The organism is Zhengella sedimenti (assembly GCF_046506625.1).
Taxonomy (GTDB): domain Bacteria; phylum Pseudomonadota; class Alphaproteobacteria; order Rhizobiales; family Rhizobiaceae; genus Zhengella; species Zhengella sedimenti.
Map to the genome: position 1 here is coordinate 85,425 of NZ_JBKFFP010000004.1, position 13,265 is coordinate 98,689.

Sequence of the window (13,265 nt, forward strand, 5' to 3'; positions counted from 1 at the left end):
TTCAGGCTCCGTGGACGAGGCGCGCGCGCAGACGGCCGGACAGCTGGTCGATCGCGACGATCGCAAGGAAGAGGAGAATGAAGATCGCCACGACCTCGTCATAGCGGCCTGTGCCCCATTGCATCGCGATCTTCAGGTCGTAGCCGATGCCGCCGGACCCGACGAAGCCGAGGATGGCGGATGCGCGCACGTTGATCTCGAGGCGCAGCAGGGCATAGGACAGCCAGTTCGGGCTGACCTGTGGCACGACGCCGAGCCACATGCGCTGGGTCCAGTTGGCGCCAACGGAGGTCAGGCCCTCGACCGGCTTGAGATCGGCGTTCTCGTTGACCTCCGAGAACAGCTTGCCGAGCGCGCCCACGGTATGGAAGGCGATCGCGATGACCGCCGGGATGGGGCCGCCGCCGATGATGAAGATGAGGATGAGCGCGATCACGATCTCCGGTAGCGCACGCATGATATCCATCATGCGCCGTACCACCGGGATCAGCGGGGGATGGGCGGCAAGGCCGCGTGTGGCCAAAAGCGACAGCACCACCGCACCAAGTCCGCCGACCAGTGTCGCCACGGCAGCGATGTTGATCGTCTCGATAAGGGAGGGGAGGAATTGCAGGAACAGGCCCGGCAGGTTGGCTGCCTTTTGGATGCCTTCGGCAAGAACTTCGCCGGGAAATTCGAAGAAACGGTGGATGCCATCCCAGAAACCGCCGGCGTTGCGGCTGTCGGCCAGTTGGAAGCCGGAAATCATCAGCAACGCGAACAACATGACGATGATCGCGCTATAAAGCTGCTTGCGGCGCGCCTGTTCCAGATAGGCGTGTCCGACGGGGGGAACTGGCGCAGTGGTGACGGATCTGGTCATGGATGTTCCGGACAGGACGGCGGCGGGCATCCTCGCCGGATGCCCGCCGCCAGGTGTCAAAATGGGATCAGCTGCCCTTGGCCTTGCGGACCTCGATGATGGTCTCATAGGCTTCATGGGTGATCGGCTGGAAGCCTGCGGTTTCACCGGCCGCCATGTTGTAGGCGCACTGGGCGTCCTGGGCGTGCAGGCCCTTCAGGAAGTCGGTGACCTTGGTCTTGACGTCGGCCGGCAGCGAACGGCGCAGGACGATCGGGCCTTCCGGGATCGGCTTGGACTTCCAGATCTCGACCAGGTCGTTCATGTCGACCAGGCCGGCATCAACAGCCTTGCGGAGTGCGCCGGAATTGTAGCCGTCTTCCCAGTTGCCCTGACCATCGGCCCAGGTCACGCCGGCATCGATGTCGCCGTTCTTCACCGCGACGATGGTCTGCTCGTGACCGCCCGTGAACACGACTTCGCCGAAATAGGCGCCGCTTTCCATCGTCGAGCCCGTCTCACGCGGGATCTCGATGGAGGGGATCAGGTAGCCGGAGGTAGAATTCGGATCGCCGAAACCGAACTTCTTGCCCTTGACGTCGGCCAGCGAGGTAATTCCGCTGTCCTTGCGGGCAAAACCGATGGAATGATAGGCGTAGGATCCGTCGAGATTGGTCTTGACGAGGACCACGTCCACGGCTTCCGGGTTGGTCAGGTAGGTCTTGGCATAGGACGAGGCGCCGAGCCAGGCCATGTCGATGGTGCCGCCAAGAAGCCCCTGGATGACGCCGTCATAGTCTGCAGGGGTGAAAATCTTGGTTTCAACGCCAAGCAGGTCCTGCACATAGGCACGGACGCATTCGTTGGACGTCAGACGGTCCTGGGCGTTTTCGCCACCAAGCACGCCGATGCGGAATTCCTTGATGTCCTCGGCCGAAGCCGGAGCGGCAAATGCGATGGCTGCCAGCGAGGCTGCAGCGAGAAGGGCTTTCCTGAACATGCGAGTTCTCCTGGTTGAAGCCGGTCCATCCGGCCCGTTTCTCAAGTTCCGGTCCGTTCTCAGGCAGGGGTGACGGCACCGGTTTCCAGCATCCGCCGGCTGGCGGCTTGCGGAATTCCTTCCGATCTTGCAGCCGCCCCCTCAAGGGCGGTCGAGGTCATGTCTTCCGACAGTTCGCCGTCGGCGACGCCGTAGATCATGCGCACCGCGTCGGTGGTCAGTTCGCTGGCAGGACCGTCGAACACGACCTTTCCGGCCGCCATGCCGATGATCCGCTCGCAATAGGCGCGCGCGGTGTCGAGCGTATGGAGGTTCGTGATGACGGTGAGGCCGTGATCGCGGTTGATGCTGGCGAGCGCATCCATGACGATCTTTGCATTGAGCGGGTCGAGCGAGGCAATGGGCTCGTCGGCCAGGATCATCTTGGGCGCCTGCATGAGCGCCCGGGCGATTGCGACGCGCTGTTGCTGGCCGCCCGACAGGGCTTCGGCCCGCTTCAGCGCATTCTCGCTGACCCCGAGGCTTTCCAGGATATCCACCGCCCGCAGGATGTCTTCGCGCGGATAGATGTTGAACAGGGTGCTGATCGTCGAGCGGCGGTTCAAGGTTCCGTGCAGCACGTTGGCCACGACATCGAGGCGCGGCACGAGATTGAACTGCTGGAAGATCATGGCGCAATCGCGCTGCCAACTGCGAAGCGCACTGCCGCGAAGGGCGGAAACTTCCGTTCCCTCGAAACGGATGACACCCTCCGACACGCCGATGAGGCGGTTGATCATGCGCAGCAATGTCGACTTGCCGGCGCCGGACCGGCCTATGATGCCGACCATCTGCCCCTGGGGGATGGAGAGCGTGACGGAATCGACCGCCGTGTTGGCCCCGAAGCGGCGGGTCACATCGGTGAGTTCAAGCATGTTCCATCCCGTCCACAAGCCGCAGATTATTAAGAGTTCATGATTTCGCTAACGCGGTTGTGTGAAGCGTCCATGTCGCATCCGTGACAGTTCGGTGACAGTGCACAGCGCTGTTACGGCCGTTCACAGGGCTTCGTGCTTGTCGAGAAAATCCGCTGCATCGAGCGCGCGGAAATCGTGGAGCGCGGCGCGCAGGCGATCATGGTCCCAGTCCCACCACGCCAGCCGGTCCATGCGCTCGCCCATGCCTTGCGCAAATCGCAAGCGGATCAGCCGGGCAGGCACGCCGCCGATGATCGTATAGGGTTCGACATCCTTCGAAACCACGGCGCCCGCGCCGATCACCGCCCCGTTGCCCACGGTTACGCCGGGCAGGATGGTCGCGCCGTGCCCGATCCAGACGTCGTGTCCGATGGTCACCACGTGCTCGCGCCGCCAATCGAAGAATTCCGCCTCGTTCTCGGCATCGGACCAGTAGTCGCCGGCGCGGTAAGTGAAGTGATGCAGACTTGCGCGCCAGACCGGATGATTGGTGGCATTGATGCGCACACTGGCAGCGATGTTGGCAAACTTGCCGATTTCGGCGCACCAGACGTTTCCATCCTGCATGATGTAGGAATAGTCACCGAGCACGGTATCCTGGATGCGGCAGCGTTCCGCCACTTCGGTGAACCGTCCCAGCGTCGAACCCGCGACCTCGGCGGTGGGGTGTATGAGCGGCGAAGGCGAAAGGCGCGTCATCGGTCAGGCCGCCGTTTGCCTGGGCCGGAAGCCGCTCACGTCGACAATCGTGTCGGCGACCCGCTCGCGAACCTGTTCGTCATGGAAAATGCCGAGCAGCGCCACGCCTTTCCGTTTCTTTTCCTTGATCATGGCGATGACAACGTCCCGATTGACCGCGTCCAGGGATGCGGTCGGCTCGTCGAGCAGCAGCACCGGATGGTCGGTGATGAAGCCCCGGGCGATATTGACGCGCTGTTGTTCGCCACCGGAAAACGTGGCCGGCGGCAGGTCCCAGAGTTGCGGCGCGAGGTTGAGTTGTTCGAGAAGCCGTGCCGCCGCCTTGCGGGCGCTGTCCCGGTCGCCCGTTCGCGCGGCCAGGGGTTCGGCCACGATGTCGAGACAGGAGACGCGCGGAACGACGGAAAGGAACTGGCTGACATAACCGATCGTCGTCTTCCTGAGCGCAACCACTTGCCTTGGCGATGCGCTCACCACGTCGACGCGGCCATTCGGCGTCGTCAGGAGGAGCTGACCGGCCCCGGCTGCATAGTTGCCATAGGCCATTTTCAGGATCGAGCTCTTGCCTGCGCCCGAAGGTCCGCCCAGAACGGCGCATTGGCCGGCATGAACGCGGAAGGACGCGCCCGCGATGACCGGAAGCACCACGCCGCGCCGCAGGTGCATGGTGAAGCTCTTTGCGAGATCGATGGCTTCGAGCATGACCGTCATGGTGTCAGACCTGCAGGATGGAAGAGACGAGAAGCTGGGTATAGGGGGCCTGCGGATCATCCAGCACGCGGTCGGTCAGACCGTGTTCCACAACGGCGCCGTCCTTCATGATCAGCAACCGGTCAGAGAGCAGGCGCGCCACGGCAAGGTCATGGGTGACGATGATGGCTGCAAGCCCGAGATCGGCGACCAGTCCCCGCAAAAGGTCGAGCAGGCGTGCCTGCACGGACACGTCGAGGCCGCCGGTCGGTTCGTCCATGAAGACAAGGCGCGGTGCGGTGACCAGGTTGCGGGCGATCTGCAGGCGCTGGCGCATGCCGCCGGAAAAGGCGCGCGGCTGGTCGTCGATGCGGTCGGCGCCGATTTCCACCCTTTCAAGCCAGGTAAGCGCCTCCTTGCGGATATTGCCATAGTGCCGGTTGCCAACCGCCATCAGGCGCTCGCCCACATTGGCACCGGCCGAAACCGTCATGCGCAGGCCATCGGCGGGATTCTGGTGCACGAAGCCCCAGTCGGTGCGCATCAGCATCCGCAGGTCGGCTTCCTCCATGTCCGCCAGATCCGCCACGACGCCATCACGCATGCGATAGTGCACGTTGCCGCCGGTCAGCGGCAGACGCGCGGAAATGCAGTTCAGCAGCGTTGTCTTCCCGGAGCCGGATTCGCCGGCTATGGCGAGGACTTCGCCGGGCCACAGGTCGAAGGAGATGTCCCGGCAGCCGGTCCGTGCTCCATAGCGCTTCGTTACGTTACGTACCGAAAGCAGGGGTTCGGCGTCCGCCTCGGCAACAGGTGCGGCGGGGAGGGCGATGTTGGCCGTCATTGCGCTGCCTCCGCATGAGTGTTCCCGGAGGCTGAACGCATGCCTTCGCAATGATCCGTATCGGAACAGACGAACATGCGCCCTCCCTGGTCGTCGAGGATGACTTCGTCGAGATAGACACCGCGTGACCCGCACAGGGCGCAGGGTTCGTCGAATGTCTGAACCGTGAAGGGATGATCCTCGAAATCGAGGCTGACGACCTGTGTGTAGGGCGGGATGGCGTAGATGCGTTTTTCGCGTCCGGCGCCGAAAAGCTGCAGCGCGGGCGAATTGTTCATCTTGGGATTGTCGAATTTCGGCGTCGGCGACGGGTCCATGACGTAGCGTCCCTCGACCTTGACGGGATAGGCGTACGTTGTGGCGATATGGCCGTTGCGCGCGATGTCCTCGTAGAGCTTGACGTGCATGAGGCCGTATTCCTCCAGCGCATGCATCTTCCGTGTCTCGGTTTCCCGCGGTTCCAGGAAGCGCAGCGGTTCGGGGATCGGCACCTGGTAGACGAGGATCTGTCCCTGCCTGAGCGGCGTCTCGGGGATGCGGTGCCGGGTCTGGATGATCGTCGCCTCCGACGTTTTCGTCGTCGGCGCAATGCCGGCCGTCTTTTCGAAGAACTTGCGGATCGAGACCGCGTTCGTCGTGTCGTCGGCGCCCTGGTCGATCACTTTCAGGCAATCGTCTTCCCCGATGATCGATGCGGTCACCTGGACACCGCCAGTGCCCCAGCCATAGGGCATGGGCATCTCGCGGCTTGCAAAGGGAACCTGGTAGCCGGGAATGGCGACCGCCTTGAGAATGGCGCGACGGATCATCCGCTTGGTCTGTTCATCAAGGTAGGCGAAGTTGTACTGGGCGATGACGCCGTGCTCGTTCGTCATTCGGCCGCCTCCAGTCCGTCGTCAGTCTTTGCGGTGGCGCCGCCATGGCTGGCGCGCATGCGCCGGATCAGGTCGAGTTCGGCCTGGAAATCCACATAGTGCGGCAGTTTCAGATGCTCGACGAAGCCGGTCGCCTGCACGTTGTCGCAATGGGAAATGACAAATTCCTCGTCCTGCGCCGGTGCGACGACATCCTCGCCATGTTCGCCGGCCCGCAGCGCCCTGTCGCAAAGGGCCATGGACATGGCCTTGCGCTCGGCCTGGCCGAAGACGAGACCGTAGCCGCGCGTGAATTGCGGCGGTACGCTGGCAGAACCCTTGAACTGGTTGACCAGTTGGCATTCGGTGACCTGCACGCGGCCTGCCGGGACCGAGAAACCCAGTTCCGGGATCTCGACCTCTACATCCACCTCGCCGATGCGGATTTCGCCGACAAAGGGATGGCTGCGGGCATAGCCGCGCTGCGTGGAATAACCGAGCGCAAGCAGGAAGCCCTCGTCGCCGCGGGCAAGTGCCTGCAACCGGGTGTCGCGTTCCATCGGGAATTCCATCGGATTGCGCGTGAGGTCCCCTGGTTGGCGATTCCGGTCGCTTTCGCCGTCGTCCTCGATCAGGCTGTCCCTGGCCAACAGGTCGGTCACGCGGGGCGCTGCTCCGGTGTCGGCATCGGTGCGGGCGCCTTCATCGACAGGCCGGTCGCCGGCAAGGTCCGGGTCAAGCAGGCGATGTGTGTAGTCGAAGGTCGGACCGAGCAATTGTCCGCCGGGCAAATCCTTGAAACAGGCCGAGATGCGCCGTTCCAGAAGCATGGTGCCCGTGTCGACCGGCAAGCTGTAGCCGAAACGGGGAAGGGTGGTCCGGAAGGCGCGGATGAGGAAAATCGCCTCGATCAGGTCACCGCGCGACTGCTTGATCGCCAGTGCTGCAAGCCGGCGATCGTAAAGCGAGCCTTCGCCCATCACGCGGTCGACCGAAAGGGCCAGTTGCTCGCTGATCTGCTCCAGCGTCAGCGCGGGGACCGAGCGGTCGCCGCGGCGCCGGTCGGCCAGAAGACGGTGGGCATTGTCGATGGCCTTTTCGCCACCCTTGACAGCGACATACATGGTTCAGCCTCCTGCCCCGGAAATGCGGACAGTACGCGGCAGGCAGGCAACCGCGGGTTTGCCGCTCGCGGCATCGATGCCGGTGAGGATCATGTCGATGCCGCGCGGGAAAAGCGCGCCATTGGCCTGCCATTGGCCAAGAAAGCCCTTGGGAAGGGTCCTGGCATGAAGTTCGGCGGTGGCGGCAATGCCGGGACCTTCCAGCCGCAGTCCGGCAAGGCCGTCGCGTGCGGTAGCGCTGAGAACGCCGGCGTCCAGGACGATCGTCGCGGAGCGGTCGGGATAGTCCTGCGTCCCCGCCCGGAAGCGCCTGATTTCCGGCAGGGCAAGAGGGTCGCAACACAGCACGAAATCGGCTTCCCGTTCCCCGGATACGGCGCGTGACCCGCAGTGAAACGCGATCCATGCCTTCAACGCATCGTTGCCGCGGAGGTCGTCGCCGAGCCACACGGTGACGTCGGCATCCGCCAGCGTCAAAAGCACAGCGGCCGAAGCGGCACTGACCGGAGCGGGAGCGAAGACCGCGGCATCGATCGCGTGCAGCGTGCCGGGATGCGCCATCGCATCCAGCAGGCACCGGAAAACGGCCTGCGACTGCCGGGCCGCGTCGGAAAAGCCGCCGGCATAGACGCCAGCCTGGTTGGGCATAGAAGCGTTCATCAATCCTCGCCCCGCACCATGGTGAAGAAGTCCACTTTCGTCGCGGCAGTCTGTTCACGCCGGGTCCGTTCGACGCTTGCCTCCGCGACGCGTAATGGCGTGAGAAGTCCGCTTTCGATCCGCTCCAGCTGGCGTTCGTCCTGGCACAGCGCATCAACCAGTGCGGCAATGCGCGCCTTTTCCAGGTCCCGGCCAAGCACCATCGCATGGCCAACGGTTCCATCCGCGAGGCCGACCGCCGCCCGGGTGACCGTCGCTTCGCCGAGGTTGAACGGCGCGCCGCCACCGCCCATTCGCCCGCGCACGGTGATGGCGCCGGTTTCGGGCCCGCGCAGGATGCTGTGCTCCGGTTCTTCGCCGAGCTTTGTCCAGAGGTCCATGAGATGGCGTGCGGAACTGCGGGCGAGAATGCCCATACGGGCCCTGCGCGCGTTCTGCTGGTCGGTCAATGCCATGCTGTCTGCCTCTTTGTCTATTTGTTTAGACAAGTAGATGAGATACTCTTGAAATAGAGTGGCCGCGTGACGGCGATGTGACAGGCAGGCCTGCCAGCGCCTGGAAAGGAGGACCAATGCAGCCCGACACAGCCCGGATGCCGAGGCAGAAGGGCGTCGCCCTCTGGCGACAGATTTCAGACCGGTTGCGTGCCGAGATCGCCGATAGCGGGTTTCATGCGGATGGAAAGCTTCCCACGGAAGCGGAACTCGCGGCCGCGTTCTCGGTCAACCGGCATACGATTCGCGCGGCGCTTTCCGCGCTCGCCGCCGAGGGCATCGTGCGGACGGAACAGGGCCGCGGAACCTTCATTGTCCGGCGGGAGCGTTTCACCTATCCGATCGGCCTTCGGACGCGGTTCTCTGCCGCGCTCGACGGCCAGACACCGCAGGCCAGGACGCGCATCGCCGGACACCGGGAGGAGACGGCACCGGCAGCCGCGGCACGCGCGCTCGCTTTGCCGTCGGGAAGCTGTGTCATACGCGTGGAAACCGTTGGTGATGCCGATGGCGAACCGATCACCTGCGCGACGCACTGGTTCGACGCGCGCCGTTTTGCCGGTATCGGCGCGGCGATCATGGCGCACGGGTCAATTACCCGGGCACTGCGGGATGCCGGCGTGGACGACTATACCCGTCGCGAAACGCTGATCGATGCCAGCCATGCCAGCCCGGAAGACCTGCATGTCCTCGTGCTTGCGCCGGGCGCCATCGTGTTCGTGACTACCGCCATCAATATCGACCCGGATGGCAAGCCGATCCAGTTTTCGCTCGCCCGTTTCGCCGCCGACCGGGTTTCATTGAAGGTTGGCGGCTGAACGCGTCAGCCTGCGATCGCGATGCCGCCGGGATCGGTGATCCAGCCATCCTCGCCGGTGACCTCCCATTTCACCTTTTCCTCGTCCAGGAAGTCGATGGAATGGACGACCACGTCCTCGCCGCGAATGAAGCAGACATTGTAGTTGGGCTGCAGCTCGCCATAGCCCATCCGCCGGGCATCGCCGGAAAAATCAGGCCAGCAGGTATGGTTGGTCGAGCGCGGCGCCGAAAACGGGATGCCGGCCGCCGTTCCGCTCAGCGTGTAATGGCAGTGTCCGAAGAACATGTGGCGCACCGTATCGCGATGCCTGCGCAGCAAGGCCTTGAGGTCCTCTTCCTCCCGGATGCCGATAAGGTCGGCATTGGCGACATGAACCCTGGTCGGATTGTGGTGCATGAAGAGATAGGCACCGACGCCCCTGTTCCTGGCATTGACCAGTTGTCCCTCCAGCCAGAGGCGGCGGGTCTCGCAATAGCTGCCCGCATGCTCCCCCTGAAGAACGGTATCCATGTAGATGAAATCGCCCTCGGGGGTCTCGTCCGTCCATTGAACGAATCCCGCTTCATCAGCCGGTGTATCGGGAAAGGCGGCGCGGAAGTTGGCGCGATTGTCATGGTTTCCGATCAGGAGGCGCGGTGCGCGCTCCCCCGTCAGGCTGCTGCCGGCCAGCATGGACCGGAGCAATTCATAGCTTTCCGGACGGCCGTGGTGGGTCAGGTCACCCGTGATGATCACACGGTCGGCGTCTCCCTGGAAGCGCTCGACATGGGCAAGGCATTTGCGGAAGTTCTCCAGCGGATCGAGTCCCAGGATCGGTTCCGGGTTGATGTGGATGTCGGAGATATGGACGATTTTCATCACGCGCCCCTCGGGATTGGAATTGCCGTCCTCTAGCCGTCTTGCTTATCATTCCCGTGACAAGATATGACTTTGCGAAACTGGCAACGGTCATCATGACAGCATCACTTCAGAAGCTCGCGGGCAATTTCGCCAAGGCGGTGGCGCAAGGCAACTGGCCCAAGGCGCTGGAAGCCTGCGATGGGCTGGTGGTCATCATGCCGGATCATGCCGGCGTCCTCTACAATCGGGCCCTTGTTCTCAAGGAACTTGGCCGGCACGAAGAGCGCATCGACAACCTGACGCAGGCGCTGACTCATGATCCCGGCCATTCCAATGCCCGGTTCGAACTGGCATGCGCGCAGATGGACAAGGGCCTGTTCCAGGAGGCAGCTGCAGGTTTCGCGGCGCATCTGGAGAACCAGCCTGGCGATGCCGATGCGCGTCTCAACCTCGGCCAGTGCCTGCTGCGCCTCGGCCGCGCCGGCGAGGCGCTGGAACACCTCAAGGCCGCGCGGGCGAAAACGGGAAGTCCGGACGTCATCGCCGCGCTGGCGACGGCCCTTCGTGAGACCGGTGATCTTGATGGTTGTGAAGCGGTGCTGGATGATCTGGGTCCAGGCCCTGAAAATGCGGCGCTGCGCCTGAAGGTCATGACACAGGGCGCGCGCGGGCGGTTCGCGCTGCGGCCCTGTCAGCCGCGCGCGGCGCGGTAGGCCTTGCGGTAAAGCCCCGGTTCCGCCTGAAGGCTGTCCTGGACTTCGAGATGGCGGGAAAGCGCCGCATCATCCATGGTCTGGAAGTCCAGTTCCAGCGTTTCGCGGCGCACTGGAAAGCCTTGTGCCACCGGCGTGCCGGCCGGCAGCACGCCCTCGAAATCCGGCTCGGTCCACAAGGCGGGGAAGTGGACGAAACCGTCACGCCAATGGTCGCAATCAACCAGGCCGGACAGCGTGCGGTAGGGCAGGTCGAGCCTGTTGACAGGGTGGATGAACAGCATGGACCATCCTTCCGGCAGGCCCACGGTCCAGAAATTGTTGAACTTGACGGCGAAGGACTGTGGATCGACACCGGGTACACCTGCGGCCTGTTCCGGTGCATGGAAACCCAAAGGGGAACGCGTCATGCGCGCCAGGGGATGCAAGGGCAGGTCCCAGTCCCATTCGAAAATGCCGTTGCGGACCCGGACGTCGCAGGCCAGCGGAAACAGGATCCCGCTACGCATGGCGTCGAGAAAGGGCGGGCATTGCTTGACGGTTCGCACCTCGCCGCCATCCAGCACGGCGCTTCGGGCCTTCGCGGGCAAGGCCCTGACCCATGACGGCAAAGACCCGGTGGCCGCGCAAGGTCTGCGAAGGCGGTCCTCGTAGCCGGGCAGGCAGGTCAGGGTGATCTTCATTTGCGCTTTCGTATCACCAGCGTGTGGGTAACCGCAACGATGACGGTTATGGCGATGAAGATGACGCCGATTGCATTGATCATCGGCGACAGGCCGAACCGCATGCGGCTGCCGATTTCGGTCACCAGCGTCCAGGAACCGCCAATGGCGAAAAACGTGGTGTTGTAGTTCTCGATCGATTGCAGAAAGGCGATGAAGGCGGCCGTCAGCACGGTCGGCATCAGAAAGGGCAGGGTAACGCGCCTGAAGGCGAAGAAGGGCGAGGCGCCGAGATCGAGCGCGGCCTCTTCGAGGACACGGTCCTGGCGCTGCAGGCGGGCCATGAACATGAGCATGCAATAGGCGGCAATGAAGGCAGCTTGCGCCATGATCGTGGTGAACAGCCCGGCCTGCACGCCGAACAGGTCGCGCCAGAAGATCATGGTTGTCGCGCCCAGAACGATGCCTGGTGTGAGAACGGGTGACACAAGCAGGGTGTAGAGGAAGGTGTTGGCGCGCGATTGCATGCGGGAGAGAATGAGAGCCCCGGCCAGTCCCATCGGGATGGCGGTGGCGATGACGCCCGCGGCGATGATCAGCGAATGCGCCAGGCCCTGCATGAAGCGATCGTCCTGCGGAAGCCTTGCGAACCATTCCAGCGTGAACCCCTGCCATTCGGTGGCAGAAGGCGTCGGATTGGCGTTGAATGCAGCCAGCACCATCAGGATCAGCGGCAGGAACATCCACGCGAAGAACAGGAGGAGGTAGCCGTTGAGGATCGCCTCGCCCCAATCGGCCGTGGCGCGCCCTTTCCGCAAGGGCGCCAGGGCCGGAATCGCCGCGGTCTGATCGGTCATGCATCCGTCTCCCGAAACAGGCCAGTCCTACCTGGCAATGTCGCGAATGCCGACCTTGAACACGGTCATGACGGCGAGAATGAAAACCATGCAGGCGGCGAGCAGCGAAAGCGAATAGGCCGCGCCCTCGTTCCAGCTGTCGGCTTCGAAAAAGCGACGGTAGATCACCTGGCTGAACCAGTCCGGATGCATGCCGCGTCCCACGATTTCAGGGACCGCAATGGAACCGGCCGACAGCATGAATGTCATGATGGCGCCGACAGCGATGCCGGGCTTGGCATGCGGGATGACGATGCGAGTATGGATGCGCCAGGTGGAGGCACCGAGGTCACGGGCCGCCTCGATCTGGTTGCGGTCCAGTGTCTCGACGGTGTTGTAGATCGGAAACACCATGAACAGGACATAGGCATAGACCATGACCGCAAAGACCGCGCCATTGGAAGCGACGAAGCGGAAGCCTTCACCGGCGGCGAAATCGATGATGCCCAGCCAGTCCAGCACGGAATTGATGAGGCCCTGGCGCTCCAGGATCATCACCCAGGCGAAAATGCGCAGCAGTTCGTTGATGGCATAGGGGATGACGAGCGCCAGCAGCAGCAGCGCCGCCCGGTCCGGCGTACCGGCCATCGCCACGGCATAGGCAACCGGATAACACACGAGAAAGGCCAGGACGGTCACGCAGAGCGCATAGAAAAGCGTTGCGATGAAGATCTGGAAATGCACCGCCGTCATGGAGGTGAAGTTCTCGAGCGAATAGTGCAGGTCGACGGCAACGGGACCCGATTCACGGGCTTCCAGTTCTCCGATCTGCGCCACGACATCGGCACGCTCGGCGATCAGCGCCTGCCGTTTCTTCTCCGTTTCGACAGGATTGGCCGCAGGCACCTTGCTGGCGGACAGGCCGGCAAAGGGATCGTTCGGTGACGGCGCGGCGGGCGCGCCACCAACCGACGGCGCGAACGGCGAGGGTGCGGCGGCGGCCGGTTGTTCAAGCGCCTTCAGTTGCTGGTCGATCTCGAATTGCCGGACATAGAGCTTCTCGATCTCGACGGAAAGCTGCGCCGAAACGCCACCGCGGTCTTCCACCTGGAACGCACGCTGGATCATGGAAAGCTGCGGCAGCAGGATCAGTCCGAAAAGCCAGAGCGCTACGATCAGGAACAGGCCGAAGGTCAACGGGCGGCCGAAACTGCGATAGAGCCCGTCCATTG

The 13,265-nt window shown here is 63.5% G+C and carries 16 protein-coding genes; 2 read left to right on the forward strand and 14 right to left on the reverse strand.

Translation table 11 applies throughout. The annotated features are described in order from the left end of the window. Position 1 precedes the first annotated feature (1 nt). From phnE to phnG, 10 genes are all read right to left on the reverse strand, one after another. Positions 2-862, reverse strand: coding sequence for a phosphonate ABC transporter, permease protein PhnE (phnE, locus tag ACLB6G_RS12385; protein ID WP_410356497.1), 861 nt, complete (start codon positions 860-862; stop codon positions 2-4). Positions 863-929: 67 nt separating this feature from the next. Beyond that, on the reverse strand, positions 930-1,841 hold the full coding sequence (phnD, locus tag ACLB6G_RS12390) for a phosphonate ABC transporter substrate-binding protein (RefSeq protein WP_410356498.1): 912 nt from the start codon (positions 1,839-1,841) through the stop codon (positions 930-932). 59 nt (positions 1,842-1,900) lie between these two features. Beyond that, the gene (gene phnC / locus ACLB6G_RS12395; protein ID WP_410356499.1) at positions 1,901-2,755 is read right to left on the reverse strand and encodes a phosphonate ABC transporter ATP-binding protein; all 855 of its coding nucleotides are present in this window, start codon (positions 2,753-2,755) and stop codon (positions 1,901-1,903) included. A 123-nt stretch (positions 2,756-2,878) separates the two neighbouring features. Further along, entirely contained in the window at positions 2,879-3,496 is a 618-nt protein-coding gene (locus ACLB6G_RS12400; protein WP_410356500.1) for a DapH/DapD/GlmU-related protein, read from the reverse strand. Positions 3,497-3,499: 3 nt separating this feature from the next. Next, the gene (gene phnL, locus ACLB6G_RS12405; RefSeq protein ID WP_410356501.1) at positions 3,500-4,207 is read right to left on the reverse strand and encodes a phosphonate C-P lyase system protein PhnL; all 708 of its coding nucleotides are present in this window, start codon (positions 4,205-4,207) and stop codon (positions 3,500-3,502) included. 4 nt (positions 4,208-4,211) lie between these two features. Next, positions 4,212-5,030: a phosphonate C-P lyase system protein PhnK gene (gene phnK, locus ACLB6G_RS12410; protein ID WP_410356502.1), complete on the reverse strand. Its 819-nt coding sequence runs from the start codon at positions 5,028-5,030 to the stop codon at positions 4,212-4,214. Beyond that, complete coding sequence (locus ACLB6G_RS12415) at positions 5,027-5,905, reverse strand: alpha-D-ribose 1-methylphosphonate 5-phosphate C-P-lyase PhnJ (RefSeq protein ID WP_410356503.1); 879 nt, start codon at positions 5,903-5,905, stop codon at positions 5,027-5,029. Before ACLB6G_RS12415 ends, phnK begins: the two co-directional genes overlap by 4 nt. After that, positions 5,902-7,008, reverse strand: coding sequence for a carbon-phosphorus lyase complex subunit PhnI (locus tag ACLB6G_RS12420; RefSeq protein ID WP_410356504.1), 1,107 nt, complete (start codon positions 7,006-7,008; stop codon positions 5,902-5,904). Before ACLB6G_RS12420 ends, ACLB6G_RS12415 begins: the two co-directional genes overlap by 4 nt. 3 nt (positions 7,009-7,011) lie before the next feature. Continuing rightward, complete coding sequence (phnH, locus tag ACLB6G_RS12425; protein WP_410356505.1) at positions 7,012-7,668, reverse strand: phosphonate C-P lyase system protein PhnH; 657 nt, start codon at positions 7,666-7,668, stop codon at positions 7,012-7,014. Then, positions 7,668-8,123 carry a phosphonate C-P lyase system protein PhnG gene (phnG, locus tag ACLB6G_RS12430; protein WP_410356506.1) on the reverse strand — a complete coding sequence of 152 codons (456 nt, stop codon included), beginning with the start codon at positions 8,121-8,123 and terminating at the stop codon, positions 7,668-7,670. The genes phnH and phnG overlap by 1 nt, the downstream gene beginning before the upstream one ends. A gap of 116 nt (positions 8,124-8,239) precedes the next feature. Between phnG and phnF the strand changes: the two genes are divergently transcribed. Then, entirely contained in the window at positions 8,240-8,980 is a 741-nt protein-coding gene (phnF, locus tag ACLB6G_RS12435) for a phosphonate metabolism transcriptional regulator PhnF (protein ID WP_410356507.1), read from the forward strand. A 5-nt stretch (positions 8,981-8,985) separates the two neighbouring features. On the opposite strand, the gene ACLB6G_RS12440 is transcribed toward phnF, so the two are convergent. Continuing rightward, a complete protein-coding gene (locus ACLB6G_RS12440) occupies positions 8,986-9,840 on the reverse strand; it encodes a phosphodiesterase (RefSeq protein WP_410356508.1) in 855 nt (284 codons plus the stop codon). A gap of 95 nt (positions 9,841-9,935) precedes the next feature. Between ACLB6G_RS12440 and ACLB6G_RS12445 the strand changes: the two genes are divergently transcribed. After that, on the forward strand, positions 9,936-10,535 hold the full coding sequence (locus ACLB6G_RS12445; protein WP_410356509.1) for a tetratricopeptide repeat protein: 600 nt from the start codon (positions 9,936-9,938) through the stop codon (positions 10,533-10,535). Here ACLB6G_RS12445 and ACLB6G_RS12450 read toward each other — a convergent pair. Genes ACLB6G_RS12450 through ACLB6G_RS12460 form a run of 3 tightly spaced genes read right to left on the reverse strand, consistent with a single transcriptional unit; the run spans position 10,514 to position 13,263 of the window. Further along, positions 10,514-11,218, reverse strand: coding sequence for a hypothetical protein (locus tag ACLB6G_RS12450; protein ID WP_410356510.1), 705 nt, complete (start codon positions 11,216-11,218; stop codon positions 10,514-10,516). The genes ACLB6G_RS12445 and ACLB6G_RS12450 overlap by 22 nt on opposite strands. Further along, positions 11,215-12,054: an ABC transporter permease gene (locus ACLB6G_RS12455; protein ID WP_410356511.1), complete on the reverse strand. Its 840-nt coding sequence runs from the start codon at positions 12,052-12,054 to the stop codon at positions 11,215-11,217. The genes ACLB6G_RS12450 and ACLB6G_RS12455 overlap by 4 nt, the downstream gene beginning before the upstream one ends. Before the next feature lie 27 nt (positions 12,055-12,081). Further along, positions 12,082-13,263, reverse strand: a complete 1,182-nt coding sequence (locus ACLB6G_RS12460; RefSeq protein WP_410356512.1) for an ABC transporter permease — start codon at positions 13,261-13,263, stop codon at positions 12,082-12,084. Positions 13,264-13,265: the final 2 nt, after the last annotated feature.

Excerpts from the sequence above, each read along its gene's own strand:
- phnE (WP_410356497.1), bottom strand. The coding sequence starts at position 862 with ATGACCAGATCCGTCACCACTGCGCCAGTTCCCCCCGTCGGACACGCC.
- phnD (WP_410356498.1), bottom strand. The coding sequence starts at position 1,841 with ATGTTCAGGAAAGCCCTTCTCGCTGCAGCCTCGCTGGCAGCCATCGCA.
- phnC (WP_410356499.1), bottom strand. The coding sequence starts at position 2,755 with ATGCTTGAACTCACCGATGTGACCCGCCGCTTCGGGGCCAACACGGCG.
- ACLB6G_RS12400 (WP_410356500.1), bottom strand. The coding sequence starts at position 3,496 with ATGACGCGCCTTTCGCCTTCGCCGCTCATACACCCCACCGCCGAGGTC.
- phnL (WP_410356501.1), bottom strand. The coding sequence starts at position 4,207 with ATGACGGTCATGCTCGAAGCCATCGATCTCGCAAAGAGCTTCACCATG.
- phnK (WP_410356502.1), bottom strand. The coding sequence starts at position 5,030 with ATGACGGCCAACATCGCCCTCCCCGCCGCACCTGTTGCCGAGGCGGAC.
- ACLB6G_RS12415 (WP_410356503.1), bottom strand. The coding sequence starts at position 5,905 with ATGACGAACGAGCACGGCGTCATCGCCCAGTACAACTTCGCCTACCTT.
- ACLB6G_RS12420 (WP_410356504.1), bottom strand. The coding sequence starts at position 7,008 with ATGTATGTCGCTGTCAAGGGTGGCGAAAAGGCCATCGACAATGCCCAC.
- phnH (WP_410356505.1), bottom strand. The coding sequence starts at position 7,668 with ATGAACGCTTCTATGCCCAACCAGGCTGGCGTCTATGCCGGCGGCTTT.
- phnG (WP_410356506.1), bottom strand. The coding sequence starts at position 8,123 with ATGGCATTGACCGACCAGCAGAACGCGCGCAGGGCCCGTATGGGCATT.
- phnF (WP_410356507.1), top strand. The coding sequence starts at position 8,240 with ATGCAGCCCGACACAGCCCGGATGCCGAGGCAGAAGGGCGTCGCCCTC.
- ACLB6G_RS12440 (WP_410356508.1), bottom strand. The coding sequence starts at position 9,840 with ATGAAAATCGTCCATATCTCCGACATCCACATCAACCCGGAACCGATC.
- ACLB6G_RS12445 (WP_410356509.1), top strand. The coding sequence starts at position 9,936 with ATGACAGCATCACTTCAGAAGCTCGCGGGCAATTTCGCCAAGGCGGTG.
- ACLB6G_RS12450 (WP_410356510.1), bottom strand. The coding sequence starts at position 11,218 with ATGAAGATCACCCTGACCTGCCTGCCCGGCTACGAGGACCGCCTTCGC.
- ACLB6G_RS12455 (WP_410356511.1), bottom strand. The coding sequence starts at position 12,054 with ATGACCGATCAGACCGCGGCGATTCCGGCCCTGGCGCCCTTGCGGAAA.
- ACLB6G_RS12460 (WP_410356512.1), bottom strand. The coding sequence starts at position 13,263 with ATGGACGGGCTCTATCGCAGTTTCGGCCGCCCGTTGACCTTCGGCCTG.